Source organism: Chloracidobacterium validum (genome assembly GCF_018304825.1).
Taxonomy (GTDB): Bacteria; Acidobacteriota; Blastocatellia; order Chloracidobacteriales; family Chloracidobacteriaceae; genus Chloracidobacterium; species Chloracidobacterium validum.
In genome coordinates this window covers 463,522-490,248 of sequence record NZ_CP072649.1, presented here as the reverse complement: position 1 = coordinate 490,248, position 26,727 = coordinate 463,522, and the positions used below count along the sequence as shown (strand labels likewise).

19 protein-coding genes and 1 pseudogene are annotated in these 26,727 nt (G+C 62.0%); 9 read left to right on the top strand and 11 right to left on the bottom strand.

What is annotated here, in order from left to right; genetic code table 11:
- Nucleotides 1-224: 224 nt before the first annotated feature.
- From J8C06_RS13195 to J8C06_RS13185, 3 genes are all read left to right on the top strand, one after another.
- Nucleotides 225-1,685 carry a hypothetical protein gene (locus tag J8C06_RS13195; RefSeq protein WP_211430608.1) on the top strand — a complete coding sequence of 487 codons (1,461 nt, stop codon included), beginning with the start codon at nt 225-227 and terminating at the stop codon, nt 1,683-1,685.
- Nucleotides 1,686-1,718: 33 nt separating this feature from the next.
- Nucleotides 1,719-2,216: a hypothetical protein gene (locus tag J8C06_RS13190; RefSeq protein WP_211430607.1), complete on the top strand. Its 498-nt coding sequence runs from the start codon at nt 1,719-1,721 to the stop codon at nt 2,214-2,216.
- A gap of 465 nt (nt 2,217-2,681) precedes the next feature.
- Nucleotides 2,682-2,852 (top strand): hypothetical protein, encoded by a 171-nt coding sequence (locus J8C06_RS13185; protein ID WP_211430606.1) that lies wholly within the window; start codon nt 2,682-2,684, stop codon nt 2,850-2,852.
- Nucleotides 2,853-2,859: 7 nt separating this feature from the next.
- On the opposite strand, the gene J8C06_RS13180 is transcribed toward J8C06_RS13185, so the two are convergent.
- The 6 genes and pseudogenes from J8C06_RS13180 to J8C06_RS13155 all read right to left on the bottom strand — a co-directional run bounded on the left by J8C06_RS13180 (nt 2,860) and on the right by J8C06_RS13155 (nt 6,790).
- A complete protein-coding gene (locus J8C06_RS13180) occupies nt 2,860-3,168 on the bottom strand; it encodes a hypothetical protein (protein ID WP_211430605.1) in 309 nt (102 codons plus the stop codon).
- 158 nt (nt 3,169-3,326) lie between these two features.
- Nucleotides 3,327-4,304: an RluA family pseudouridine synthase gene (locus tag J8C06_RS13175; protein ID WP_211430604.1), complete on the bottom strand. Its 978-nt coding sequence runs from the start codon at nt 4,302-4,304 to the stop codon at nt 3,327-3,329.
- A gap of 11 nt (nt 4,305-4,315) precedes the next feature.
- Nucleotides 4,316-5,683 carry a hypothetical protein gene (locus tag J8C06_RS13170; RefSeq protein ID WP_211430603.1) on the bottom strand — a complete coding sequence of 456 codons (1,368 nt, stop codon included), beginning with the start codon at nt 5,681-5,683 and terminating at the stop codon, nt 4,316-4,318.
- Between the two features lie 67 nt (nt 5,684-5,750).
- A pseudogene (locus J8C06_RS15380) lies at nt 5,751-6,062 on the bottom strand (redoxin domain-containing protein); the annotation flags it as partial.
- Nucleotides 6,063-6,074: 12 nt separating this feature from the next.
- Nucleotides 6,075-6,275 carry a redoxin domain-containing protein gene (locus J8C06_RS15375; protein ID WP_343216903.1) on the bottom strand — a complete coding sequence of 67 codons (201 nt, stop codon included), beginning with the start codon at nt 6,273-6,275 and terminating at the stop codon, nt 6,075-6,077.
- Between the two features lie 47 nt (nt 6,276-6,322).
- A complete protein-coding gene (locus J8C06_RS13155; protein ID WP_211430601.1) occupies nt 6,323-6,790 on the bottom strand; it encodes a DUF4760 domain-containing protein in 468 nt (155 codons plus the stop codon).
- 327 nt (nt 6,791-7,117) lie between these two features.
- Here J8C06_RS13155 and J8C06_RS13150 point away from each other — a divergent pair, with 327 nt between their 5' ends.
- Nucleotides 7,118-12,445: an AAA family ATPase gene (locus J8C06_RS13150; RefSeq protein ID WP_211430600.1), complete on the top strand. Its 5,328-nt coding sequence runs from the start codon at nt 7,118-7,120 to the stop codon at nt 12,443-12,445.
- Between the two features lie 34 nt (nt 12,446-12,479).
- Here J8C06_RS13150 and J8C06_RS13145 read toward each other — a convergent pair whose 3' ends face one another.
- A complete protein-coding gene (locus J8C06_RS13145) occupies nt 12,480-14,384 on the bottom strand; it encodes an ABC transporter ATP-binding protein (protein ID WP_211430599.1) in 1,905 nt (634 codons plus the stop codon).
- A gap of 283 nt (nt 14,385-14,667) precedes the next feature.
- On the opposite strand from J8C06_RS13145, the gene prfB reads away from it, so the two are divergent.
- A protein-coding gene (gene prfB / locus J8C06_RS13140) for a peptide chain release factor 2 (RefSeq protein WP_246602181.1) occupies nt 14,668-15,802 on the top strand; the annotation gives its coding sequence in 2 pieces (ribosomal slippage) (nt 14,668-14,733 and nt 14,735-15,802; 1,134 coding nt in all).
- Between the two features lie 78 nt (nt 15,803-15,880).
- The gene (locus J8C06_RS13135; RefSeq protein WP_211430597.1) at nt 15,881-18,709 is read left to right on the top strand and encodes a DNA translocase FtsK; all 2,829 of its coding nucleotides are present in this window, start codon (nt 15,881-15,883) and stop codon (nt 18,707-18,709) included.
- A gap of 18 nt (nt 18,710-18,727) precedes the next feature.
- Here J8C06_RS13135 and J8C06_RS13130 read toward each other — a convergent pair whose 3' ends face one another.
- The 4 genes from J8C06_RS13130 to gap form a co-directional block, all read right to left on the bottom strand.
- The gene (locus tag J8C06_RS13130; protein ID WP_211430596.1) at nt 18,728-20,284 is read right to left on the bottom strand and encodes an ATP-binding protein; all 1,557 of its coding nucleotides are present in this window, start codon (nt 20,282-20,284) and stop codon (nt 18,728-18,730) included.
- A 59-nt stretch (nt 20,285-20,343) separates the two neighbouring features.
- On the bottom strand, nt 20,344-21,897 hold the full coding sequence (locus J8C06_RS13125) for an ATP-binding protein (protein WP_211430595.1): 1,554 nt from the start codon (nt 21,895-21,897) through the stop codon (nt 20,344-20,346).
- Nucleotides 21,898-21,930: 33 nt separating this feature from the next.
- Nucleotides 21,931-23,487 (bottom strand): ATP-binding protein, encoded by a 1,557-nt coding sequence (locus J8C06_RS13120; protein WP_211430594.1) that lies wholly within the window; start codon nt 23,485-23,487, stop codon nt 21,931-21,933.
- A gap of 107 nt (nt 23,488-23,594) precedes the next feature.
- Nucleotides 23,595-24,608: a type I glyceraldehyde-3-phosphate dehydrogenase gene (gap, locus tag J8C06_RS13115; protein WP_211430593.1), complete on the bottom strand. Its 1,014-nt coding sequence runs from the start codon at nt 24,606-24,608 to the stop codon at nt 23,595-23,597.
- A gap of 126 nt (nt 24,609-24,734) precedes the next feature.
- Here gap and J8C06_RS13110 point away from each other — a divergent pair, with 126 nt between their 5' ends.
- From J8C06_RS13110 to efp, 3 genes are all read left to right on the top strand, one after another.
- On the top strand, nt 24,735-25,193 hold the full coding sequence (locus tag J8C06_RS13110) for a hypothetical protein (protein ID WP_211430592.1): 459 nt from the start codon (nt 24,735-24,737) through the stop codon (nt 25,191-25,193).
- Nucleotides 25,194-25,265: 72 nt separating this feature from the next.
- Nucleotides 25,266-26,108, top strand: coding sequence for an oxidoreductase (locus J8C06_RS13105; RefSeq protein ID WP_211430591.1), 843 nt, complete (start codon nt 25,266-25,268; stop codon nt 26,106-26,108).
- Nucleotides 26,109-26,129: 21 nt separating this feature from the next.
- A complete protein-coding gene (efp, locus tag J8C06_RS13100) occupies nt 26,130-26,702 on the top strand; it encodes an elongation factor P (RefSeq protein ID WP_211430590.1) in 573 nt (190 codons plus the stop codon).
- The last annotated feature ends 25 nt before the right edge of the window (nt 26,703-26,727 follow it).

Genomic DNA, 26,727 nt, shown 5'->3' with positions numbered 1-26,727 from the left:
GCTGACCGAAAACGTACTTGGTTGCGTCAATACACAAAACGGCATGGCGCAAACCGAGTTTTCCGCGCCGTTAGAAACCGGTCCGATTCACTTTCTCCCAAACAAGGTTCACGCGCTCGCCAAAAGTATGCTAAGTAACAAACTGCCAGTTTTTTCACGCTTGGCGGTTGCCCTCAGACAAATCATTCCTTTTCGACTCCCTCCCCAAGAAACAGCGCGCGCCTATGCCAGAGCAAAACATTCCACCGTCAGCGCCCAAACCACCCGTCCAGATTCCACCCGGCCCGGCCAACAGCCCGAATCAGCCGCCCAGCGAGCAGTTCATGGGGTCAGCAGGCGTTGGACGGATCAATTATGCTCCACCGGCTTACGCCGCCAACCCCTATGCAGCAGCGGGCACGGCCTATGCCGGGGGAACCAAACCCTGGTGGCAAAAGGTGTCGCGGCGCGGATGGATCATTGGCGGTGCAACGGCCGGTGTCGTCACGATTGGCGGCATTGCGGGCCTTGTCACCTTGTTTGGCGAGAAAGAAGTTGACACCGACTCACTCGAACTCCAGAAAAAGAACGGCTGGAACATCGGCTCCGAAGACCGTCCGCTCAACTTCAGCGTTCCAAAAACCCAAATTGACTCACGCAACGGTCAGGCCTGGAAAACGTACCTTGACCAGAACACCATGCTGACCGCCTTTGAAGCGCGCGGCAAATGGCAGCCGTATTTCGTGCCGACACTCATCCAGTCGCTCCAGGCCGAATCGTTGCGAAGTCAACTGAGTCCAATCCTCGCGCCGAGCATGGAAGCCAGCTATGGACGCGGACAGGCGCTCGCCGAAGACATCCTGGCGAACGCCTCAAACCCAGGCGAAACCGCCATCATCGTGGATTTGATCGGACGGGACAGCGTGGCCTATGCGGCCGGCCTCGCCTCGCATGGCCGCCTCGTGACGCTGTTTGACAACTACCCACACCCACTTGGGGTCGTGCCATCCCATGAAACGCTGGCGGCTATGCTGTACTACGCGGATGAAATCGCCAGCAAGCAGGCGACCCTCGCGGAAAATGCGCCGCCAGTGTTTTTGCTCGATGCCTATCGGCTCAATGAGTACAAGGACGCCGACAACCAGTTTGACAATCGCTATCTGGCGAAGGTTCCGCCGGCCGCCAAGCTCAAGGAAGCCGGCATCAAAAACATCATTTACGTCACGCCGGACAGTTCCCGCAAAGTTGAGATGGACGACCTCAACGAAGACTTTGTGGAATACAAAGAGGCTGGCCTCAACGTCGCCATTCTCCCCGCAAACGAGTTCATCGCCGACCCAAACCAGACCACCGCAGCCGGAAGTCGTCCCCGGTACTACTACGGCGGCCATCCCATGGGCGGTGTATGGTTCTTCTACGCTTACCCTTTTTACGCGCCGTCGCCGGTCTATGTCAGTCGAACGCCTTACTACCGGACGGTGACGCCGGCAACGAATCCAATGGCCGGGCGGGTGCCGAGTTACACACCCACCTCACGCCCAACGATGTTTTCGGCATCGCGCGTGGGCGGCGGACGCGGCGTGGGACGCAGCAAGCCCAGCGGCTTTGGTCGCAGCACCGTCCGCGTTGGCTCCGGCGGGCGCGTCACGGGCACCCGGGCCGGGCGCTCCGGCTCGTTTGGGCGCGGTGGCTTTGGTTTTGGATGATTCAACTTGGCGCCAACGCCGTACGGTTTACCGATGGACCCAGCACCTGGCAATCTATTTCTTCAGATGGACGGCAAGCACGGCATTTGCGCCGATGCAACGGGTGCGCCGGGGATGGCAGCCCCGGCGCTGGATGACCTGCTTGCCACGCTCCACGAAACCGAGACCGACGCGCTAGACGCTCTGCGCCACATTGGCCATACCTGGGGCAAGCAAACGGCCGGGCGCTTCACGCAACTCCTTGCCGAGCAAATCGGGCAAGCGGCATCCCTGAGCCAGTTTCCGGTTGAGCTTTTTCTTGACCTGTGCCGTGATTATCTCCAGACGCATGGCTTTGGAACCTGTGCCTTCATCGCGCAGGAACCGACCTTGTCCGTCCACATTCAGGACGGACAACCGTCCACAGCGCACCTTCTCGCTGGTTTCTTTGAAGGGTTGATTGGCAGCATCCTGGGGACAGCCGTCATCTGCCGGGCATCCACTCCGTTGCCGCAGCGCCTTGTCCTGGATGTCTTCCAAGCCGCAGCCTGACTTGACATCCCGGCGGAACTGCACTAGAGTTCTGCCCATGATGCGTTTGTCTCGTTGGCCAGCACCGATTTCCCTGCTCGTGGTTTCAAGCCTCTGGGTGACGCCGCTGGCCTGTGTGCTGACCTGCTTGCTGGGGGGCTGCCTGCATGCCGCCCAGTCGCGCGCCGTGGACGCAGCCGCAGCGCCAGAGTCCATCACGCGCGCGCCGTTGGACACGCAAACACGGTTGGTGAATACACGGCAAACGTCTGCGCCGGCCGCGTTGAGCACCGAGCGCGTTACGCGCCACACGCCTGCCTGCTGCGCTACCAGGAAACCTGCCAAGCCAGCGGATCAAGCCAGTTTGCCCGGCCGGTCAGCCAAAGACTGTCAACCAGGTCCGCCCCAACTGATCAATGGTGACGGGCAAAGCGCGTCAGACGGCGAGCACCCAACGCGGCTTTTGACCGGCAGTGATGATGCCGGTTGTGGCTGCCATCGGTCATCCGCGCCAACCCGGTTCACAGTCACCCAAACGTTTACCTTTGCCGCGCCGCTGCCCACGGTGATGCCCGCGCGGCTGACCTGGGTGGTAACCGCCAAGCCCTGCCAGCCACGCCCGGTGGCGGCAAGCGTCTATTTGGCATCACGGCGTGAAACTTACCTAAAACATTGTGTCTTCAGAATTTAGTACCTTAGTTGCAAGTCTGGTCGCGTTGGCTAACGATCCTCTACCGAGGGTCAGGACTTCACAACTAGTTACTTTGAACTTGAAAAAAAGGAGACACATCATGTTGAAGGTTCTTGTTCCAGCTTTGTTCCTCGTTGCGACCACCTTTGGCGGCGCTTTTGCGACTCCGAAAACGCCAAAATCGGCGAAAAAAGCCCCGGCCACCTGCTGCGCAACCAAGAAGAAGGAAAGTGCCGCCTGCTGCGCGAAACCCAACTGCTGCACCGGACAGTCCTGTGACATGGGCGCCGAGTGCTGCGCCCCAGGGAGCGACTGCTGCGTGGATGGACAGTGCACTGCCAGCAAGAAGACCAAAAAGTCAGCGTAAAGGCCTGAGCCCAATCTCAACGACCTTGTTCACGCGCGGGGCTTGTCCCCGCGCGTTTTTTTGGTGGAGATGTCTAGCTGGATGCACTGGTAAAGACGTTCAAACACGCTTCCAAATCTGGTGGGAGCGGAGCAGTAAAGCAGACCGGCTGGGCAGAGGATGGATGCAGAAACGCCAGTCGAGCCGCGTGCAGAAACTGCCTTCCTAACCGTGCAACAGCCTGGCGCTGTGCCGCATCCCGCAGTTGGTTATCACGCCCTAGCCCATAGAGCGGATCGCCAACCACCGGATGGCGGATATGCGCGCAGTGAACACGAATCTGGTGCGTTCGCCCGGTTTCAATCTGAATATCGAGCAGTGTCACTTGCCCCAGCCGCTGCCGGACGGCATAGCGCGACCGGGCCGGGCGACCTTGGGCATCAACGGCCATTTTGAGGCGATGCTTTCGGTCGCGGGCCAGTGGGGCGTCAATGACACCAGGTTCAATCAAATCGCCATGAACCAGCGCCACATAGTGTTTTTCCACCATCCGCTCCCGAAACTGGGCAGCCAGATGCTCCAGCGCCGTATCCGTCTTGGCCACCACCATCACGCCGGACGTATCCCGGTCGAGTCGGTGGACGATGCCCGGACGGCAGGCCTCTGCGCCTGGACGCTGCGCGCCAAAGTGAAAGGCCAGCGCATTGGCAACCGTTCCCTGCCAGACGCCGGCTGCGGGATGAACGACCTGTCCGGCCGGCTTGTCGAGCACCAGGATGGATTCATCTTCAAAGAGCACCCGCAGCGGCAAGTTTTCCGGCACCAAGTCGGTCGTCACTGGAGCCGGAAGGTCAGCCTCGATGTCATCTCCTGATTCCAGCCGGTAACTTGGGCGCTTGACCTGCCCATTGACCCGAACCTCACCATCGGTGATGGCGCGCTGGACACGCGCCCGGCTGACCCCCAAATGCGTGGACAAAAAGACATCGAGCCGGACCCCCACGGCGGACGCCGGCACCTGGCACAACCCAGATTCAGCCGCCGTGGACGCCTCCGCTAAAGCCGTCTCCATCACCATAAAACTTACAGGCTAGCGCCCGGAATCAATCCCACAATCGCTTGAAACTTTGCCCGGAGCCAATCGCCAAACTGCTCGGTGGGTAGGTCTTCAGCATAGGACAAATAGTAGAGAACCCCATTCGGCGTTGACTTGCAATCTCCACCAAGGCTTTTTGTGCGCTCTTCGCGCAGCATTTGGGATTCGGCAATTTCGTAGAGGTCAATTGACGTGAGCAAGCCATAGACTGGCTTCCGTTGCAAAATAATCACAAGCGGAAAAGTTCGCGTGGCGTGGAGGGCCCGAAAAGTAAGGTCATAGCGGTGCAGTAACAGGTCTTCCTGGTTACTGTGCCCCTCGGCGATTTGTGCCTTTTTGGGATCAAGCTGCTGAACAAACTGCTGAATGACTTTTTTGCGTTCGTTGAACAGCTTGAAATACTGCACGGCTGTAAGCCGCTTGATCGTTGGGGACACCGGCGGAACCAGCGAGGGAACGGCGGAGGGCGTCAGGCTCCGCCCGGCTGGTGGCTGAGGCGACTCAACTGCCGCAGGCACTGGTGGCGGGGTGAGGCGGGCGCTGCTTTTCTCGCCAAGGTCCAGAATAAAGCCCACATCATCCTCCACGTCCGAAGCTTTGAGTTCGGGGGGAAAGACCGGCGGACGCGGGCCACTGGGCATGGGCAAATTCAAGTGGACATGCGTGGCCGACGCATCCATAGGCGTCGTTGGGGCGGCGCCGGGATTCACCGTCAATGGGCTGAAGTCGTCAGCCAGGCGGGAAGTGGCAGCCGGCCCAGCCACGCCGCCTTCCAACTGGGATGGGGTAGCCAGGCCAGCTTCAGCCGAAGCCACCACGACAGTCGGGGGAATAACCACATCCAGCCTGGGCGGGGGCGTGACCTGCCGCGACTCAGGGGGAAGCGCCGCAGGCGCAACAATAACCGTCGGCGGAATAAACGGGTCAAACGCATCAGGCGGTGGCTCGGTGGTGGCAACAACGCGGCCGGACTTTGCGGTAGGCGGGTCCTCAAGGTAAGCCGCCGTCTCGAATGACGACGGGGGCAACGGTTCCGGCGCGAAGGGTAGGGCCGGGTCAGGGCGTTCCGCCTCCCGGCCTGTCTGGAAGAGGGCTTCATCTGTCACGCTCGCCGGCGACGGGGTAGCCAGCGGCGAAGGCGGCGGCGGAAACTGCGGGGTGAACAGTTGGGCGCGTTCTTCTTCGCTCATGCGTACGGTCAATTCGATGTCCACAAGGTCACCTTTTGCCGCGTCTGAGCCATCACGTTCCACCACGGCATCCCCTTCCGGCACTTCCGTCAGGAGCACACCATGGTAAGGGCAAAACCGCTTGCTGTCATCCCAGAGCGTTTCACACTTTGGACAAGCTTTCATGAGCAGTCGCTTCCGCGGTTGAACTTCCCAGCTTCCAGGACCACGGGCAGGAGCAAAACACGACGATTCAGCGCGCCGGAACCCGCGCCAAGGTCGCGTCGAGTGGTGGATGGTCCGGCATCAAATCACACAGGTAGCGTTCGACAACTTGCCCACGCCCGTCAATCAAAAACTGCGCCGGCAACGGCACACCCAGCGCCGCTCCGGTTCCATAGCCCTTGAACACGACCCACTCCGGGTCACTCAGCAAGGGATACGGGAGCGCCAAGTCTTCGGCAATGAGCTTTGAGGTTGCCACGTCCGTCGTGGTGACGACCACCACCTCGACGCCCTTTGCCTGGAATTCACTGTATCGGTCACGCAACTCGACCAGTCGCGGATAGCAGAACGGTCAGATAAAACCTCGATCAACGATGCGTGTCAGATAGAGCAAACACCACCGCGGCTCAAGTGCCGACAAGGTGAAGGGCTTCCCGTGTGTATCCGGGAGCGTGAAATCCGGCGCGGCTTGGCCAACCTCGACCAGAGACCGACTGGGGTAAGGAATGAAGTTCCCTTTGAACGGTAGCTCAAGAATTTTGGCGATGTTCATGCCGACTCCCTGAGGCGGGGATGTCCACTCCCACCGTCACGCCTCCGTCAATCCTCTTCCGGGTGAAAGCCACGTGTTTTCTTGCCCTTGTAAGCCTCGCCATACAGCTTCAGACGGGTCCGCAAACTGCTCAAACGCTCGCTGTAGTTCGGATAGCGCCGGATCAGTTTTTCAAGGTTGACCATGTACCACGGGCCAAACATCTCCCGGAGTTCCGGCAAGAATGGCTCAATCTTTGCAAAGACGGCGAAACATTCCGTGTTGGTGTCAAAGAAGAGCGCCTCGTCGAGCGTCCCATGGTTGACGAGTGCTGCCGTCATGTCCCAGTAGGTCGTCACCTGCCGCCAGTACGCGCCATACACCGGATTGCGCTTGTCAAAAAGCAAATCCTTGATGTCCTGGGCCGATTCCGGGAAAAACTTGAATGAAACGAAGTCCCTTGCCTCGCGCATCACCGGCTCGCGGCGGAGTTCGTAAAGTTTCAGAATGAGCTGGGCGTCTTCCTGCGTTGCCATGCGGCGCTGCCCCTTTTCGATCTGGGAATCTCTGTCACCGACTACCCACTACTATAGCCCAAGTCCGGTAGCGCATGGGAAGTCGGCCGCGGCCGGCGCCCACGCCGAAGCACCGACCCGACACATCTCCCGCCGGGTGTCGCTTGCCTTCCACACCATGACGCAACACCAAGTCTGCGACATGGCAACCCAACGGCACGTGGCAACCCAACGGCGAGGCTGGCGACCGCACAACCGGATCGTTTCCAAACTTTCTTTGGCATTCCCCTTGACAAATTTTAGACTAAGCCTCCCAAACATTTTTGTGGCATCGAGTCAAGTAGGGCAATGCTGGTTTACGACTGCGTACCACCCGGCTACCAAGTTCTATCTGAAGTGTACCGCAGTGACCGAACGTTGGTGCTTCGGGCGCAGCGGATGGAAACTGGCGAACCGGTCATCCTCAAAACAACCGTTGAAGCCGTTCCGGCGGCGGCGCTCGTCCTGCGCTATGACCACGAGTGGTCGTTGCTTTCGCTGCTGGCGGCCTCCCAGCCCTCCGCCCAAGTCGCGCGGGCCTATGACCTGACCCGCGTCGGACACCGCCCCGTCCTGGTGGCTGAAGATTTTGGCGGACAGGCGTTGCGCTACGCGGTCAACGCCTACACCGACCTGCCGCTCACCGAACGCCTGGCGATAGCCATCGAGGTCCTCACCGCTATCGAGTCCGTCCATGCCGCCGGCATCCTGCACAAGGATGTCAACCCAGCAAACATCGTCATCAATCGCACGACCCGGCAGGTCAAGCTCATTGACTTTGGGATTGCGGTTCAGAGTCGGCGCGTCACGGCCGGTCGTTTGGCGGCGGAAACGTTTGAAGGCACCCTGGCCTACATTGCTCCCGAGCAAACCGGGCGACTGAGCCGGACCGTGGACGCGCGCGCCGACCTCTATGCGTTCGGCGTTTCGCTTTATGAACTGTTGACCGGGACGCTGCCCTTCCACGCCAACGATGCCCTGGAGATGCTCCATGGCCACTTGGCGCTCACGCCACCGCCGGCGCATCAGCGCAACCGGCGACTTCCGCCTGTGCTGTCGGACATCGTGGCGAAACTGATGGCCAAGTCACCGGACGACCGCTACCAGACGGCCGCCGGGGCGCGTTTCGATTTGGCCGAGGTCCTACATCAACTCACCCAGCAGGGCGACCACACCCAGCCGGCCCTGACACCCTTTCCACTGGGGCGGCGAGATGCGGCCACCTTTGTCGTGCCCAAGCGCCTGTACGGCCGAGCGCGTGAAATCGCCCTCCTGCAGGAAGCCTTTGACCGCGTTTGTCAGTCCGGGCACGAGATGGTCCTCGTCAGCGGCGCGTCTGGCATCGGCAAAACGGCGCTCATCGGGGAAATCCAGGTGCCGGTCCTGGCGCGCCGGGGATTTTTCATCACGGGAAAATACGACCAACTGCGCGGCAACACCCCCTACTCGGCCATCAGCGCCGCCTGCCGACAGCTTGCCAGGCAGCTCCTTGCGCAAAGCGACGCCGAACTCGCAAGCTGGCGCGCGACGCTCACCGCGGCCCTTGGCTCAGGAGCGGCCATCCTGCTCCCGCTCGTCCCGGAGCTGGCGCTGATTGTCGGCGAAGCCCAGCCGGTAGTCGAAATTTCGGCTATGGAGGCACGGCCTCGGCTTGAGTCCGCCTTCGCGTCGCTCCTTGGCGCGTTTGCCACCCGGCAACGTCCAATCGTCCTGTTTTTGGACGATGTTCAGTGGGCGGACGCAGCCTCGCTCGACCTTTTGGCAGCCCTGGCGCGCAGCCGGCACACCACCCAGGCGCTGTTCATTCTGGCCTACCGCGACCAGGAAACGCCACCCGGACATCCCCTGCTGTTGACACTCGACGCCATTCGTGCGACCGGGTTGACGATGACCCACATCAAGCTGTCACCGCTCACGCTGGAGAGCGTCACGCAACTGACGGCAGCGGCCATGGACCACGCGCCGGATGCCACAGCGGTGGCAGAGGTCGTTCACCGCAAGACCGGCGGCAATCCGTTTTTCGTCCGCGAACTCCTGGAGCGACTTGCCGCCGATGGCTGGCTGACCTATCAGCCCGAACAAGGATGGCGCGCCGACTTGGCAGGCATCGCCACGGCCCGGATTACCGAGCACGTCGTGGCGTTTTTGATTGAAAAGCTTCACCGCTGCGCGCCTGATGTGCAGCGGATTCTCCAGGCGGCCGCTTGTCTTGGGAACCATGTCGAAACCGCGCAAGTCGCCTTGGCGGCCGAAACGACCGTAGCCGATGTGCAAGCCGCGCTGGAGGCGGCCGTCGAAGCCAATCTCGTCGTCGGCGAGGCCGTCGCCGGACGCCGCCCGACGCATTTTCTGTTCGTCCACGACCGTGTCCAGCAAGCCGCCTACGAACTCGTCCCGGAAGCTGAACGCCAAGCCCGCCACTGGCGCATCGGACGCAACTTGCTCAACGACTTGAACCCATCCGCGCCGTCCACCTCGACGGCGAGTTCCGCGGCCCGGCTCTTTGACATCGCCACTCACCTCAACCGCGGACACCACTTGGCGACGGCTGCCGAGCGCGAAGAACTGGCCCACCTCAACCTGCATGCCGGACGGGCGGCCAAACGAGCCGCTGCCTTCGCGCCGGCCCTGGTGTACTTGCAGACCGGCCTTGGTCTGCTGCCGGAAACAGCCTGGACGACCCACTACGAACTGGCGCTCCACTTGCACCTCGAAGCCGCTGAAGCCGCTTTTTTCAGCGCCAGGCCGCAAACGGCGGAAGGCCTGGCGCAAGCCGTCTTTGACCACGCGCGGAGCTTGGCCGACGCACTTCCAGCCCACGAAGTCGCCATTCTGGCTTATTCGGCCCAGTACCGCTTCCATGACGCGATCGGCCACGGCCGAAGCGTCCTCCGGCAACTCGGCGTCGACCTGCCAGAGCAGCCAACGCGCGCTGACATTGGCCCGCTCTGGGTCCGGCTCGAATCGCGCCTGACCTCGCTCGACCTCGAGGCGTTGCTGTCCATGCCTGACCTGGAGGACCCACAGGCGCACGCGGCGATGCGCCTTCTGTACCGGATATCCGTTCCGGCGTTCCTGAGCGATAGCGTCTTGTTCACGCTGGTCGTCCTGTGGCGCGTCGAGCTGACGTTGCGGCACGGGATCAACACCCTGACCGCTTCATCCTTCGTGGCGCTCGGACTCGTGGTGAGCGGCGGGTTTGACGATCCGGCGCGGGGCTCCCTGTTCGGCCGCTTCGCGCGCAACTTGCTCGACCGTCTCCCGTCGAGCGAAGCTCGCGTCCGCACCCTGACTTCCTACTACTTTTTCCTGCATATCTGGCGCGAGCCGGTCCGTGAGACCATCGAGCCGCTGCGGGCTGCCTACCGGGAAGGCGTCGAAACCGGCGAGTTGGAGTTTGCCTCGACGGCCCTGCTGGCGCTGACCTGGGTTGGTATTTTCATTGGACAGCCGCTGGATGCGCTGGAACGCGATGTCAGGGCCCATGGCGATGCCATTCGCGCGCTGCGCCAGGAACGAAACTACCGGACGAATCAGTTGTGCCTTGCTTACACCCGAAACCTGCGCGTCAAGACGGACGATCCGATGCAACTGACCTGGGGCGAGGGTAACCAGCCCCTGGATGACGCCGCTGTCCGAGCAACGGGCGATTACGGCACGCTGGGGACGCTAGCCTATCTGCGCATGAAGCTGGCGTACTTCTTTGGCGACATCCAACGCGCCTATGAACAGTCCGTGCTGTGTGAAACCAACATGACCGGACTCCAGTCATCCTGCCTGCAACCGAATGTGTATTTGTTCGGCGCGCTGACGCGCTTGGCGCGGCTGCGCGCCGGCGGCGTGGACGAGCCGGAAGCCAACGCGATGTGGGACTGGCTCGGACAGACGCGCCGGCGTCTGGCACGGTGGGCCGAGTTGGCGCCGATGAACTACGCCCAGAAACTCCACTTGGTGGACGCTGAAATCCATGCGGCGCGTGGCGAGACAGGCGCGGCGCTGGACGCCTATGACCGGGCCATTGCCGTCGCGCGCGAACAGGGCTTCATCCACGAGGAAGCCATGGCGAACGAATGCGCGGCGCGATTCTTTCTGGAACAAGGCAGAACCAAGATTGCCCGCGCTTACGCCGCTGATGCCCGCCGGGCCTACGCCCGCTGGGGCGCAACCGAAAAGGTTCGCCATCTGGATGAGCAGTTTCAAGTTGCGCTAGGCGAGGTCAACTTCCTGCGCTCAACCGGGACGCACCTGGCGCTGACGGGAACCGGCACGGCCGACCACACCACGACCGGGAGCACCAGCTTTGATGTGGCCAGCGTCATGAAGGCCGCGCGGGTGCTATCCGGCGAAATCGTGCAGGAACAACTGCTCGACGCGCTGTTGCGCATTGCTCTGGAAAACGCCGGAGCAACACGCGGCGTACTCCTCCTGCCGCATGACGATGGACAGTGGTACGTCGAGGCCGAACGCGATGTGCATCAGTCGGTGGACGGGCAGCCGTCCCGACGACTCACCGAAACGAACACGCTTCCGGCCAGCGTCATTCACCTCGTCACCCGAACCGGCGAGAGTGTCCTGCTGGCGGACGCGACCGAATCGGCGGATTTTGGCGCCGATCCCTATGTTCAGGCGACCGGCGTACGGTCGGTGCTCTGCCTGCCAGCTCAACATCGGGGACAGATTCGCGCCGTTCTCTACCTGGAACACCGCGCCGTGACCAACGCTTTCACCGTTCAGCGCCGCGAGGCGCTAACGATTCTGGCCGCGCAGGCGGCGGTTTCGCTTGAAAATGCCCGCCTGTACGCCAGTCTCGAGGAGAAAGTCCGGCGGCGCACCGAAGAGCTGGCCGAAAAGAACCGCCGGCTCGAACAAACCACGTCCGAGATTCTGGACAGCTTACGCTATGCCGAACGCATTCAGCGGGCGATCCTGCCCACGCCGGAGGAATTTACGCAGTGCATTATCGAGCACTTCGTGTTCTGGCGCCCCCGCGACATCGTATCGGGCGACTTTTACTGGCTTTATGGTGGAAAGCCCCCCGGCGGCCAAGCGCGGTGGCTGGCGGTGGTGGACTGCACCGGGCATGGCGTCCCCGGCGCGCTGATGGCGATGATCGGCAATGAGTTGCTCAACCAGATCGTGATCGAGCGGGGGATTGAATCCCCGGCGGCGGCGCTCGACACCCTGGATGCGAGCATTCGGGCGGCGTTCCGGCACGACGCCCGCCAGGATGGACAGCGCGACGGGATGGATGTCGCGCTCTGTCGGCTCGATGCCGACGGAAGCGTGACGTTTGCTGGCGCGGGGCGTCCGCTTTACATCGTTGAACGTGGCGTTTTGCGGGAGGTTCGCGGCGACCGGGGCAGCATCGGTAGTCGCATCCGGCAGCGGCGCTTTACCGAGCAGCGCCTTTCACTCGCGCCCGGCGCCATGCTTTACCTTGGCTCGGATGGCTTTGCCGACCAAAACAACCCGCTCGGACAACGTTACGGGTCGCGCGCGCTCAAGCAGTTGCTGGCGATGGTCGCGCCGCAGCCCCTTCCGCTCCAGCGGCAGCAGATCGAACAGGACTTTGACCAACACCGGGCCGGAGAACCACAACGCGATGATGTCACCCTGGTCGGCGTCCGCCTTGGGTGACCGGGCAACCAGCCGGCACTGGCCGGCCGCCGGTTCAGGCTCCGGGCATCAGTGGCGCGGTCGCCGGCAGACCAGTGGCGGTCGTGCGCGCTGCCGGCCGGGCTTCCTGGTACTGCAAGGCATACAGCCGCCGATAAATACCGTCCGGGCGAGCAACCAGTTCGGCGTGCGTCCCCATTTCCCGAATTTCGCCCCGGTGCATCACGATGATGCAGTCGGCCTTGCGCACGGTGGAGAGCCGATGGGCAATGACCACGCAGGTGCGCCCGACCAGGACTCGTTCAATGGCCGACTGAATCAAGCCCTCCGTTTCGCTATCAATGCTGGCCGTTGCCTCATCCAGAATCAAAATCCGGGGACTGAAGGCCAGCGCCCGCGCCAAGGCCAGGAGTTGCTTCTGCCCGACCGACAGCGTCGCGCCGCGCTCCTTGACTTCTGCCTGGTAGCCGCCGGGCAGTCGCCGAATGAACGCATCGGCCTGCACCTCGCGCGCCGCCGCCATCAGACGCGCGTCGTCAATGTCCGTAGCTCCAAGGCGGAGGTTATCGGCAATGGTTCCGGCAAACAACGTTGGGTCTTGCAACACAACCCCAAAGTAGCGGCGCAACTCAGCGAGGTCGAAATCGCGTACATCAACGCCATCAATCAGAATCTGTCCGCGCTGCACGTCGTAAAAGCGCATGAGCAGACTGGTGATCGAGGTCTTTCCGGCCCCCGTGGCGCCGACCAAAGCAACGGTTTGACCCGGCGCAACCCGAAACGAAACATCGCGCAGCACCCAGTGCTCACCTTTGTAGGCAAACCACACGTTCCGAAACTCGATTTCCCCGCGTTTGACCGATGGCTGCTTGGGCGTCGGCGGCGACGTGATGACCAGCGGCTCGTCCAGCACCTTGAAGACCCGCTCTGCCGCCGCCATCGCCGCCTGCAAGATATTGTACTTTTCGCTGATGTCCTGAATCGGTTCGTAAAACCGCTGCATGGCTTGAATGAAGAAGATTAGCGCGCCGAGCGAAAGCGCGCCGGTCAAGGCCTGTCCGCCGCCGTACCAGATGACCAGCGCCACGCCGACGTTACTGACGAAGCCAATCGCCGGATAAAATACGGCGTAGTAGAAAATCGTCTCGATGTTGATGCGCCGGTGGGCGTCGTTGATGGCATCGAAGGCCTGAAACTCGCGCTGTTCGCGGTTGAACAACTGCACCGTGGCCATGCCGGAGAGATGCTCCTGCAAAAACGCATTGATGCGGGCCAGGCGGGTGCGCACTTCCCGGTACGTCCGGGTGGCGTTGACCCGAAACCAGGCGGTTACGGCCGCCAGTAGCGGCACGACAAAGAGACTGACCAGCGCCAGCTTCCAGTTGACCAGGAACAGAAACAACAAGATACCGACCAGCACGACCACATCGCTGAAAAGCGTGACAAAGCCGGACGTGAACAGCTCATTCAGGGCATCCACATCCGAGGTCAGACGTGTCGTCATGCGCCCAATCGGCGTGCGGTCATAGTAACTGAGCGGCAGGCGCTGAAACTTGGCAAAGAGTTCCCGGCGCAGGTCATACATCACAAACTGCCCAGTGCCATTCAGCAGCATGGTTTGCCAGTAGGTAAGTCCAAACACCACCAGCATCAATCCCAGATACAGGCCGCCGATTACACTCACACCATCCACCGGCGACGGTCGCCCGCCAAGCGCCTCAAACACTGATGCGGTCAGGCGCGAAAAGAAGCCAAGACGCTCCGTGGCCGGCGGCATCAGGAACAGGTCCACGGCCGCCATCGTGAGGTTGAGCGCCAGCAACTCAAAACCAGCCGTGAGGGCAATGAGGGGGATGGCCAGCGCCACCCGCCCCCAGTAGGGTTTCAAATACGCGAAAAGCCGTTTGGCAAGGCGATGGTCATAGGCTTTGCCAAGAATTTCGTCATCGGGCTGACTCATAAGCGCAAAATCATGGAAAAACGTGGATTACGGTAGTGCCGGGCTGGAACCGACCACAGGCTTCGACTAAGCTAGTTGAAAGACGCAGGCCGTGAATAGAGACGTTCACCACCTTCTGCCCAGGGGGCCACGACTCGACTGACTCGCCAACCAACCCACCTTCCACAAGGCTTTTGCTTTTTCTGTTTCCGAGGCAATGCTTGGTTTTCAGATACCACCGTTTGGTTTAGCTTTCATCTAGCAGAAACATTCGCTCAGAACCATAGGAGAGGGCCCACCCACCATGTCGGATTTGCTCGAACTTCGCCACACTTACAATGAGCTACTGGAACGCATCACGCACTTGCGGAGGTTCCTTTGACCCAGAGGGTAAGCGTCCCCAACTTGAGAAACTTGAAAAGCGCGTAGCCGACCCCGGCTTCTGGAACGATCAGGAGCAGGCGCAGAAGGTCCTCAAAGAGCGGCGACGACTGGCCGATGCCATCGAACTGGCGGCTTTCTATGATCGGGAACTGGCCGACCTGGAAGTGCTCTTTGAGTTTGCCGAAGCGGATTCGGGTTCGCTCGGCGAGCTCGAGCAGCGCTTGCGCGCACTTCAGCCCAAGGTCGAAGCCGCCGAGACCCAGATGCTCCTGGCCGGCCCCCAAGACGCCAACAATGCCATTGTGCGGGTTCAGTCTGGCGCGGGTGGCACTGACGCCCAGGATTGGGCGGAAATGTTGCTGAGGATGTACCTGCGCTGGTGTGAGCGGCGTGGCTTCAAAACCAGCGTGCTGGACGTTCAGCCTGGCAAGGAGGCAGGGATTACTTCGGCAGAGTTTACCGTTGAAGGCGACTATGCCTACGGGCTGCTGTCGTGCGAAAGCGGCGTCCACCGACTGGTGCGAATTTCGCCCTTTTCCTCGGCCGGCACCCGTGAGACGAGCTTTGCCTCGATTTTCGTCACGCCTGAAGTTGAAGACGACATCGAGATCGAGATCAATGAGAAAGACCTGCGCGTGGATACCTATCGTTCATCGGGCGCTGGTGGCCAGCACGTCAACGTCACAGATTCCGCCATTCGCATCACGCACCTGCCCACTGGCATCGTCGTGTCGTGCCAGAACCAGCGCTCTCAACATCAAAACCGCGAAGTGGCGATGAAGGTTCTCAAGTCACGGCTCTACGAGCTGGAAGTCGAACGCCGCCGCGCCGAAAGCGCCAAACTGGAAGCCACCAAACGCGACATCTCTTTTGGTTCCCAAATTCGCAATTACGTGCTACATCCATACCGACTCGTCAAAGACGCGCGCACAAAGCTTGAACGCAGCGATGTGGAAAGTGTTCTCGACGGCGACCTCGATGACTTCATCAAAGAATACCTGGTTGCCCGGAGCCGCCATCCCGAAGGGTTCTTGACGGCTGGCGACGACGACTAACCCCAAGACCAAGGGGAGCGAAACCAGTTTGTTTCTAGTTGTTTCTTCCATAGATGCGCGATGATGACCAATCCAACGATGACGAATGGCCTTCCACCCCCCATTGCACGGGAAACCACGACGTACGTCGTGCCCTCACGTCTGGGCGAAGCGCTGGGGATTGCCCTTGGGTTGGGCGCGCTCACCTTGGCGATTGCCCTTTTGTCGTTTCACCCGGAAGATCCCTCGTGGAGCGTCAGCGCACAGGTCAGCCAAACGCAGAATGCCGTTGGCATCGTTGGGGCGCGGGTGGCAGATGGATTGCTTCAGGGACTCGGCCTCGTCGCCTACACGCTGCCCGTCTTGCTTGGGTTGCACGCCGTCAACGTTTTTCGGGGCAAGGCACTCCTGGTGTCGGCCGAACAAGCCACCGGCATCACCGGGCTGTTGCTTTCACTGGCCGGATTCCTCTCATTGTTTCAAGAACTGCCACTGTTTCGAGAGCGCATCCGGCTCGGAGGCTTCATAGGGTTCACACTCGAACGCTGGTTGGAGTCGGCGCTCAACCCCGTCGGCACCGGACTCGCGCTTGGCGGCGCAGCGTTGCTTTCGCTGATGCTGGCCACAGCATTTTCACCACGGCACTGGCTGCTGAAGTGGTGGCAGGAACTCCCCTTTGGCAAGGCTAAGCAACCGGCCGTGACCAACGACGACCAAGCCGCGGCAGCGCCTTCTCAAACCACCTCGACCGCTCAACGGCAGCGTACCAAAGCCAGCGTCAACGGACACAAACCTTTCACCGAAACGGTGAGCGATAAGAGCCAGCACGAGCAGCGCGTAGCCGAAGCCCTCTATGGAGATGACGCGCCTGGCATTGTCTCCCCAGCCCGCCGGACGCCGCATGGCATCCCGGCGGTTGACCTCGACGCGCCACCGTCAGCTCAGGTGGATATTCCGGCAGCTTCGGCGTCCAGAGCGAACCCTACCGACGAGCCTGCGCCATCGTCTCCACCAGCGACGGTCCCGCCGCCCAGCCCACCCAAGCCGGAAGTGCCACGCCCGCCCGGGGCGGATGTGCGCCGTCTGGCGCGCGAGGCTATCGAACGGCGTAACAGCGGCAACAATGCACTCGTCCGGGACAAGCCAAGCAGTCCGCCGGAGGTCTCCGCCGCGCGTCGCCGACTGGCAGCCACCGACAACCAAGCCCCCAACAACGCCGAGCAGGATGTCGCCAAGATGGTGCAGGGCGTCCAGATCGTCCGCCGCCAGTCCACGCCGCCAACGCCTCTGCCGGCGGCCGCGCTGGCAACCGTCCCTTCATCAAACAACGCAACCATCAACCCAGCCTCGCCGGCCAACCGCCCCCTAGCAACCACCCCGGTCGGCGGGGGCTATTCGGCAGCGGCGGCCCTGTCCCCGGCCAAGCCTGACCCGCCGAAGGGCGAGGCCTTCGTTGAGACAACCTACACGTTGCCTTCGGTGGACATGTTGACACCGGCCCCACCACAAACCAATCAGTCCGACGAAGAACTGCACGCCCGCGCCCGGCTACTTGCGGAAAAGTGTCGCGAGTTCAACGTCATTGGTGAAATTCTCGAAATCGAGCCGGGGCCGGTTGTGACCACCTTTGGCTTCAAGCCTGATCCGGGTGTCAAATACAGTCGAGTGGTTGGCCTGGTGGATGACCTTTGCCTCGGACTCCAGGCTGAATCGGTACGCATTGACCGGATTGCCGGTAAGGCAACCGTCGGCATTGAAGTTCCCAACACCCGCCGCGACACCATCTACCTGCGCGAAATCATCGAGTCGGACGTCTTCCGCGACAATCCGGGACGATTGCCAATTGCGCTTGGGAAAACCATCAACGGAGAGCCTTACGCGACCGATTTGGCCAAAATGCCGCACCTTCTCATTGCCGGTTCAACCGGGTCGGGCAAGTCGGTCATGATCAACTCACTGATTTGCTCGATTCTGTTCAAGTCCACAGCCAATGAAGTCCGGCTCATCATGGTTGACCCAAAGCGCGTTGAGCTAGAGCTTTACGCCGGGATTCCGCACCTGTTGACCCCGATTATTACGGACCCGAAGCGCGCGGCGAACGCGCTCAACTGGGCAGTGGGTGAGATGGAAAACCGTTATAAGCTACTCGCCAGCGTAGGGGTGCGAAACATCGAAGGCTTCAATCGCGCGGTAAGCGAGTCTCCCGATCCAACCCGATTTCCCGACGGACCACCACCACGTCTGCCCTATATCGTCATTGTCATTGATGAGCTGGCCGACCTGATGATGGTCGCATCAAGCGACGTTGAAACCTCTATCGCCCGGTTAGCGCAAATGGCGCGCGCGGTAGGCATCCATTTGGTCATTGCCACGCAGCGACCATCTGTGGATGTCATCACTGGTTTGATCAAGGCCAACTTTCCGGCGCGAATTTCATTCCGGGTGTCTTCAAAGGTGGACTCGCGCACGATTCTCGATACCAACGGGGCCGAGCAGTTGCTTGGGCAGGGCGATATGCTGTTTTCCCCCGGCTCGTCGCGGCTGATTCGAATTCACGGCGCTTACGTCAGTGAGGCCGAAATCAACCGCATCATCGAGTTCATCAAGCAACAGGGCGCGCCACAGTACGACGAAAGCGTCCAGATGTCAGAAGAAGAAGTCGAAGCCGCCGAAGCCGGTGTGGGCGAACGGGACGTGCTGTATGACGAAGCGGTTCGCATCGTCGTGCAGATGGGCAAGGCGTCAACTTCCGTGCTCCAACGGCGACTGCGGATCGGGTACGGACGCGCGGCAGCCATTCTCGATATGATGGAGCGCGAGGGATTCATTGGCCCGATTGACGGAAGCAAGCCACGTGTCGTCAAACAGGCAGCCTACGACTACGTGGAGATGCTCGATGGGCATGCGCTCTTGCCTGAAGATGAATAGGGCCGTCGGCTGAAGCGGCTAGGCCCGCACGACCGTCACCGTTCGCCCGCCCGGCGTCACCGCCCGGTACGCCCGCGTCCGCTCCGCCACCGGCGGCTGCCCAGCCCGCCGGTCAAAGATCACCAGCCACCCCACCGCCCCAGCCGCAAGCCCCGCCAGGTACCTCTCCAACTGCTCCAGCCCCTCTGCCTCCGGGTCGCCCGCCCCCTCCCGCCACACCTTCAACTCAATCCCCACCGTCACCCCACCGTACCGCAAACACACATCCATCCGCCCAGACCCAATCGCGTACTCCCGCGTCACCCGCCCCCCGCCGTTCTCCACCCGCTGCAAGTACGCCATCAGCACGATGTGCGGCGCAATCTCGTGATACGCCACCCCGCGCAGCAACGGCTCCCCGTGCTGCCGCCAAAACCCTAAAAATGCCTCCAGCAACTTCTCCGGCACCAGCCGCCCTTCGCCATCCAGCCATACCGGCTCAAGGCGTGGCAGCGCATCCTGTACCCCGCCCGACAGCACCCGCGGCAGCACCTCCCGGTACACCGGGTTGGCGACTTCCAACACGCCGGTGTCTGGGTTGCGGCGCACCAGCCCCAAGTCCAGCACGTACCGCCGGTCATCGTCCGGCAGGTCGCCCGGCAAATCACCCGCCAGCATCGGCGCAATGAGGTTGCGGACGCGCGGCTCCTGCAACCGCTCCGCCAGGCTGTCCAGATGCGTGTCCTGCCGCTCAATGAGTCGCCACTTCGCTGCTTCAATGTGGTCACGGGTAATCGGCTGCGTCAGGTCAGGTTGAATGAACTCCGTTGCCTGCCGCGCCAACGCATTGACCAGCCAGGGTTGACCGTAGGTCAGGTCGTAGGCGTAAGCCACCGCCTCATCGGTGAAGACCTGTCCGGTCTCGGTCGTGTGCTGGCGGTACAGTTGCGCCACCTCGTCGGCGGTGAAGTTACCTAGTGTCAGAGCATCCATTTTGATGTTGAAGGGGCTGGCGGTGCGCAGTCGGTCGCTGCCGCCCGCCGCTACCTTGTAATCCCGCACGTCCCGCATCCCAATCAACGCCAGCGACCACGGAAACGCCTGCGGCCGACTCGGATACCCGGCCCGCAACTGCCGCAGCACACTGATGAGCGTCGTGTCCTCAAGCGCGTCTATCTCATCCAAAAACACCACCACCGGCGTTGGCGCCGTTTGCGCCCACTGGGCCAGCGCCTCCGATATGGAAAGCGTTGGAATCTCCATTGTCTCCGCCCACGCCGGATGGCGTTCTGATGGAAGCTGGGCCGCCAGCCCAATCCGCCAGGACCGGATGATTTCCTGCTGCGCCAAGTGCGGATCGTGGTGAAACGGCGCTCCGGCTTCTAGCGACAACAGCACTGCCGTGTAACGCCCTTCCGCCGTCAACTGCTGCGCCAGCGTCAGCATCAGGGTCGTCTTCCCAACCTGGCGTGGCGCGTGCACCACGAAGTACGCCTTTTGATCAATCAGCCGCCGCAGCCCCGGCAGCCGCTCCACCGGCGACAGCATGTAGTGGTCTTGAGGATTGCACGGCCCGGCCGTGTTGAAGTACCGCATTGGCTTGCCTCTCACCTTACCCAGTCGCGTGTCTACCAACCCAGCCGCAGCCGCTTCTCCTACGCCCGCACCACCGTCACCGTTCGCCCGCCCGGCGTCACCGCCCGGTACGCCCGCGTCCGCTCCGCCACCGGCGGCTGCCCAGCCCGCCGGTCAAAGATCACCAGCCACCCCACCGCCCCAGCCGCAAGCCCCGCCAGGTACCTCTCCAACTGCTCCAGCCCTTCCGCCTCCGGGTCGCCCGCCCCCTCCCGCCACACCTTCAACTCAATCCCCACCGTCACCCCACCGTACCGCAAACACACATCCATCCGCCCAGACCCAATCGCGTACTCCCGCGTCACCCGCCCCCCGCCGTTCTCCACCCGCTGCAAGTACGCCATCAGCACGATGTGCGGCGCAATCTCGTGATACGCTACCCCGCGCAGCAACGGCTCCCCGTGCTGCCGCCAAAACCCTAAAAATGCCTCCAGCAACTTCTCCGGCACCAGCCGCCCTTCGCCATCCAGCCATACCGGCTCAAGGCGTGGCAGCGCATCCTGTACCCCGCCCGACAGCACCCGCGGCAGCACCTCCCGGTACACCGGGTTGGCGACTTCCAACACGCCGGTGTCTGGGTTGCGGCGCACCAGCCCCAAGTCCAGCACGTACCGCCGGTCATCGTCCGGCAGGTCGCCCGGCAAATCACCCGCCAGCATCGGCGCGATGAGGTTGCGGACGCGCGGCTCACGCAACCGCTCCGCCAGGCTGTCCAAATGCGTGTCCTGCCGCTCGATCAGCACCCACTTCGCCGCCTCGATGTCGTCACGGGTGATGGTCTGGCCCGTGTCCTCGACCAGTTCCTCGACGCACACCTTGGCCAGGGCGTTGACCAGCCAGGGCTGCCCGGCGGTCAGGTCGTAGGCGTAAGCCACCGCCTCGTCGGTAAACACCTGTCCGGTCTCGGTCGTGTGCTGGCGATAGAGCTGGGCGACTTCGTCCTGGGTGAAGTTCCCCAGGGTCAGGGAGCGCATCTTGATGTTGAAGGGGCTGGCGGTGTGCAGTCGGTCGCTGCCGCCCGCCGCTACCTTGTAATCCCGCACGTCCCGCATCCCAATCAACGCCAGCGACCACGGAAACCCCGCCGGACGTAAGCTATAACCATCACGTAACTGCCGTAGCGTGCTCAACAACACGTTGTCACGCAGCGCATCCACCTCGTCCAGAAACAGCACCAGAGCTGTCTGTGCTTGCCGCGCCCAAGTCACAAACGCCGCATGAAGGCGACTCCCTGGCGATGCCTCCGGCCACGGGGGAGGCTGTTGACTTTCCGGCAACCAGACGGCGAGCGCCGACCGCCAAACATCAAGTATCGCGTTCTCCGCTGCGCCAATGTCACTGTCAAATGCTGCACCGGCTTCCAGTGACAACAGCGCTGCCGTGTAACGCCCTTCCGCTGTCAACTGCTGTGCCAGCGTCAGCATTAGGGTCGTCTTCCCAACCTGGCGTGGCGCATGCACCACGAAGTACGCCTTCTGGTCAATCAGCCGCCGCAGCCCCGGCAGCCGCTCCACCGGCGCCAGCATGTAGTGGTCTTGAGCATTGCACGGCCCGGCCGTGTTGAAGTACCGCATTGGCCTGCCTCCCACCTTGCCCAATCGCTTCTCCTACGCCCGCACCACCGTCACCGTTCGCCCGCCCGGCGTCACCGCCCGGTACGCCCGCGTCCGCTCCGCCACCGGCGGCTGCCCAGCCCGCCGGTCAAAGATCACCAGCCACCCCACCGCCCCAGCCGCAAGCCCCGCTAGGTACCTCTCCAACTGCTCCAGCCCTTCCGCCTCCGGGTCGCCCGCCCCCTCCCGCCACACCTTCAGCTCAATCCCCACCGTCACCCCACCGTACCGCAAACACACATCCATCCGCCCAGACCCAATCGCGTACTCCCGCGTCACCCGCCCCCCGCCGTTCTCCACCCGCTGCAAGTACGCCATCAGCACGATGTGCGGCGCAATCTCGTGATACGCTACCCCGCGCAGCAACGGCTCCCCGTGCTGCCGCCAAAACCCTAAAAACGCCTCCAGCAACTTCTCCGGCACCAGCCGCCCTTCGCCATCCAGCCATACCGGCTCAAGACGTGGCAGCGCATCCTGTACCCCGCCCGACAGCACCCGCGGCAGCACTTCCCGGTACACCGGGTTGGCAACTTCCAACACGCCGGTGTCTGGGTTGCGGCGCACCAGCCCCAAGTCCAGCACGTACCGCCGGTCATCGTCCGGCAGGTCGCCCGGCAAATCACCCGCCAGCATCGGCGCGATGAGGTTGCGGACGCGCGGCTCCCGCAACCGCTCCGCCAGGCTGTCCAAATGCGTGTCCTGCCGCTCGATCAGCACCCACTTCGCCGCCTCGATGTCGTCACGGGTGATGGTCTGGCCCGTGTCCTCGACCAGTTCCTCGACGCACACCTTGGCCAGGGCGTTGACCAGCCAGGGCTGCCCGGCGGTCAGGTCGTAGGCGTAAGCCACCGCCTCGTCGGTAAACACCTGTCCGGTCTCGGTCGTGTGCTGGCGATAGAGCTGGGCGACTTCGTCCTGGGTGAAGTTCCCCAGGGTCAGGGAGCGCATCTTGATGTTGAAGGGGCTGGCGGTGTGCAGTCGGTCACTGCCGCCCGCCGCTACCTTGTAATCCCGCACGTCCCGCATCCCAATCAACGCCAGCGACCACGGAAACGCCTGCGGCCGACTCGGATACCCGGCCCGCAACTGCCGCAGCACGCTGATGAGCGTCGTGTCCTCAAGCGCGTCTATCTCGTCCAAAAACACCACCACCGGCGTTGGCGCCGTTTGCGCCCACTGGGCCAGCGCCTCCGATATGGAAAGCGTTGGAATCTCCATTGTCTCCGCCCACGCCGGATGGCGTTCTGATGGAAGCTGGGCCGCCAGCCCAATCCGCCAGGACCGGATGATTTCCTGCTGCGCCAAGTGCGGATCGTGGTGAAACGGCGCTCCGGCTTCTAGCGACAACAGCACTGCCGTGTAACGCCCTTCCGCCGTCAACTGCTGCGCCAGCGTCAGCATCAGGGTCGTCTTCCCAACTTGGCGCGGCGCATGCACCACAAAGTATGCCTGCTGATCAATCAGCCGCCGCAGCCCCGGCAGCCGCTCCACCGGCGACAGCATGTAGTGAATGTCCGGGCGACACGGCCCAGCCGTATTGAAATACCGCATCGTCCACTTTCCCTGCATTCCATGTGAAGTGGGCGTCACCGCCAAGGCGACGCCCATACCCCACACCGAACTGCCTCGGCCGGCAATAGAACCGGCAATACCCGCGGCTAGATGCCTTTCTCGACCATGAACTTGATCAAGTCGCGCACGCGGCAGCTATATCCCCACTCGTTGTCGTACCAAGCGAGCACTTTGATCAAATGGCCGCCAATGACCCGCGTAAACGAACCATCCGCAATGGACGACCGGTCATCACCGCGATAATCAATCGAAACCAACGGCTCTTCGGAGTAACCCAGAATCCCTTTGAGTTTGCCTTCGGCCGCTTCCCGCAGGGCAGCGTTGACACCGGCTTTGTCGGTCGCCTTCTCGACCTGAAACGTGACATCCACCAGTGAGACGTTTGGTGTCGGCACACGCACGGCGATGCCGTCAAACTTGCCTTTGAGTTCTGGCATGACGAGTTCGACGGCCTGCGCTGCGCCAGTTTTAGTGGGAATCATCGAAAGCGCCGCGGCGCGTGCGCGCCGCAAGTCGTCGTGCGGCAAGTCGAGAATTCGTTGGTCATTGGTGTAGCTATGCACGGTTGTCATGATGGCTTTTTCGATACCAAAGCTTTCATGCACAACCTTGGCCACCGGTGCCAGGCAGTTGGTGGTGCAGGAAGCATTCGAGACAACGTGATGCTGCGCCGGATCATAGGCGGCTTCGTTGACGCCCAGGACGATGGTCAAGTCTTCCTGTTTGGCCGGCGCGGAAATGATGACTTTTTTGACGCTGTCGCGCAGATGACCGATGGCTTTGTCCTTGTTGGTGAACAAACCGGTTGACTCGACGACGATTTGCGCGCCAGTCGAAGCCCAGTCGATTTCAGCCGGGTTGCGAACCTTGAACACCCGAATGGGATGCCCATCAACGGCAATGGTGTCGTCATCCGGCGCGGCAACGGTATGATTGGTCAGATTGCCCAGGATGGAGTCATACTTGAGCAAATGCGCCAGGGTTTTGGAATCCGTTAAGTCGTTGACGGCGACAAACTCAATATCGCCGTGGCCAAGCGCCGTCCGAAGAATGTTGCGACCAATGCGGCCGAACCCGTTGATGCCAACTTTGACTGCCATAGTGCCTCCATGCGGGAAAGGGATGAAAGGTAGGGAAAGAACAAACAGCGTGATGAAACTAACATACCATGCGCCCGAATGCGGCCCTTCGACCGTTCACGTATCCGTATCAACCGGAGCGCGCGCATGTTGCCTAACCTGACTTGGTGGGTGCTCGGTCTCAACACGGCCGCGGCGCTTTACATGACCGGTGTCATCTGGCTCGTGCAGTGTGTCCACTACCCCCTGCTGCGCTATGTCGGGGCGGCTGCCTTCGCCGATTATCACCAGCGGCATGTGGCGGCCATCTTCCCGGTCGTGGCGCTGCCTATGCTGGTCGAAGGTCTGACGGCGGCGTGGCTGACGCTCCAACCACCAACCGGCATTTGGCCGCCCGTGCTGTGGGGTGGGTTAGTGTGCGTCCTCGCGGCGTTTGGGGTCACGGCCCTGGTTTCCGTTCCCTGCCACGACCAACTGGCCCAGGGGTTCGACGCGGCGACCCTCGACACCCTCATACGCACCAATTGGCTGAGGACACTGGCCTGGACGGGGCACGGTGGCTTGAGCCTCCTGGCGCTGGCGCAGTTTGGTTGCCGGCGACCGTGATGGGCAGCCTATACTCGCCGGGGGCAAATGCCCCACTGACTGGCACATCCCAAAATCGAGAAAGCAATCCCTATGCGTCAATCACCCCAGACATGGTTTATTACCGGCGTTTCGACCGGTTTTGGGCTGGAGCTTTCCAAGCTCCTCCTCGAACAAGGCGCGACCGTCGCCGGCACAGTGCGGCGGATGGAAGACTTGGCCGCGTTTGAAGCCCTCGCGCCCGGGCGGGCGCATGCCTTCCGTCTCGACCTCACCGAAAGCCACACGATTGCCCCGCTGGTGGCACACGTCCTCGAACGGCTTGGAACGGTGGATGTCGTCGTCAACAATGCCGGTTACGGCACGGCCGGCGCCATCGAAGAAGTCACCGAGGAACAGATTCGCCGCCAAATGGAAGTCAACTTTTTCGGCGCGCTATCCGTGATGCGCGCCTTTCTTCCCCACCTCCGCCAGCGACGCCAGGGGTGGATTCTGAACCTCTCCTCGATTGCCGGCGTCATTGCCAACCCTGGGCTGGGGATGTACTGCGCCAGCAAGTTTGCTCTCGAAGCCGTCTCCGAGGCCCTGGCCAAGGAACTGGCCCCATTGGGCATCAAGGTGGTCATCATCGAACCGGGGCCGTTCCGAACAGACTTTGCCGGGCGGTCGCTCGTCGTGGCTCCGGCCCTCCCCGACTATGCCGCCACGGCCGGCGCCATGCGCCGTTACTTCGAGCAAGCCGACGGCAAGCAGGCTGGCGATCCGGTCAAAGCCGCGCGCGCCATGATCGACCTAGTCAACATGCCAAATCCACCGCTACGCCTGGCCATGGGGAACCGGGCGGTGGACCTCATCCGTGCCAAGCTCGAAAGCCAAATGGCCGAACTGACCCAGCACGAAGCCTGGGCGCGCTCACTCGACTACGACCCAAGCTAACCAACCGGAGACCAACCGACCATGCTTTCGACGTCCGACTTCAAACGTGGCGCTTACATTCTCGTGGACGGCGCGCCATACCTCATCCTCGACTGGACCGTGCAAACGCCATCGGCACGGGGTGCGGCGACGCTCGTGCGGACGCGCGTCCGCCATGTGCTGACCGGCGCGGTTTTGGAAAAAACCTTCAAGTCGGGTGACAAATTCGACGAGCCTGACGTTGACCAGCGCGAAGTACAGTTCCTTTATGAGTCGGGCGACGAATACTACTTTCTCGATCAAGAAACCTACGAGCAGTATGCGCTACCAGCGGCCGCCATGGCGGCGGTGACGCCCTACTTGACCGAACAGGCCCAACTGAAGGCGCTTTTTTACGACGGCACCTTGGTCAGCGTCGAGCTTCCGCAGTTCCTGGAGTTTGAAGTGGTCGAAACCGAGCCGGGCACACGCGGGGATACGGCCGCCGGCAAGGTGACCAAGCCGGCCAGGATTTCAACGGGGGCCAGCGTCAAGGTTCCGCTCTACATCGAGGTCGGCGAGCGCATCGTCGTGGACACGACCACTGGTGAGTTCGCCCGCCGCGCGAAAGCGTAGCCGGCCTCGGTTGGGTGTAAAGAGT

What these genes read in the sequence shown, in the direction of transcription:
- efp (WP_211430590.1), top strand. Translation starts at nt 26,130, where the DNA reads ATGCTTTCGACGTCCGACTTCAAACGTGGCGCTTACATTCTCGTGGAC.
- J8C06_RS13105 (WP_211430591.1), top strand. Translation starts at nt 25,266, where the DNA reads ATGCGTCAATCACCCCAGACATGGTTTATTACCGGCGTTTCGACCGGT.
- J8C06_RS13155 (WP_211430601.1), bottom strand. Translation starts at nt 6,790, where the DNA reads ATGGCAACGCAGGAAGACGCCCAGCTCATTCTGAAACTTTACGAACTC.
- J8C06_RS13145 (WP_211430599.1), bottom strand. Translation starts at nt 14,384, where the DNA reads ATGAGTCAGCCCGATGACGAAATTCTTGGCAAAGCCTATGACCATCGC.
- J8C06_RS13150 (WP_211430600.1), top strand. Translation starts at nt 7,118, where the DNA reads ATGCTGGTTTACGACTGCGTACCACCCGGCTACCAAGTTCTATCTGAA.
- J8C06_RS13125 (WP_211430595.1), bottom strand. Translation starts at nt 21,897, where the DNA reads ATGCGGTACTTCAACACGGCCGGGCCGTGCAATGCTCAAGACCACTAC.
- J8C06_RS13110 (WP_211430592.1), top strand. Translation starts at nt 24,735, where the DNA reads ATGTTGCCTAACCTGACTTGGTGGGTGCTCGGTCTCAACACGGCCGCG.
- J8C06_RS13170 (WP_211430603.1), bottom strand. Translation starts at nt 5,683, where the DNA reads ATGAAAGCTTGTCCAAAGTGTGAAACGCTCTGGGATGACAGCAAGCGG.
- J8C06_RS13195 (WP_211430608.1), top strand. Translation starts at nt 225, where the DNA reads ATGCCAGAGCAAAACATTCCACCGTCAGCGCCCAAACCACCCGTCCAG.
- J8C06_RS13175 (WP_211430604.1), bottom strand. Translation starts at nt 4,304, where the DNA reads ATGGAGACGGCTTTAGCGGAGGCGTCCACGGCGGCTGAATCTGGGTTG.
- J8C06_RS15375 (WP_343216903.1), bottom strand. Translation starts at nt 6,275, where the DNA reads ATGAACATCGCCAAAATTCTTGAGCTACCGTTCAAAGGGAACTTCATT.
- J8C06_RS13120 (WP_211430594.1), bottom strand. Translation starts at nt 23,487, where the DNA reads ATGCGGTATTTCAATACGGCTGGGCCGTGTCGCCCGGACATTCACTAC.
- J8C06_RS13180 (WP_211430605.1), bottom strand. Translation starts at nt 3,168, where the DNA reads ATGTCACAGGACTGTCCGGTGCAGCAGTTGGGTTTCGCGCAGCAGGCG.
- J8C06_RS13190 (WP_211430607.1), top strand. Translation starts at nt 1,719, where the DNA reads ATGGACCCAGCACCTGGCAATCTATTTCTTCAGATGGACGGCAAGCAC.
- J8C06_RS13135 (WP_211430597.1), top strand. Translation starts at nt 15,881, where the DNA reads ATGACGAATGGCCTTCCACCCCCCATTGCACGGGAAACCACGACGTAC.
- gap (WP_211430593.1), bottom strand. Translation starts at nt 24,608, where the DNA reads ATGGCAGTCAAAGTTGGCATCAACGGGTTCGGCCGCATTGGTCGCAAC.
- J8C06_RS13130 (WP_211430596.1), bottom strand. Translation starts at nt 20,284, where the DNA reads ATGCGGTACTTCAACACGGCCGGGCCGTGCAATCCTCAAGACCACTAC.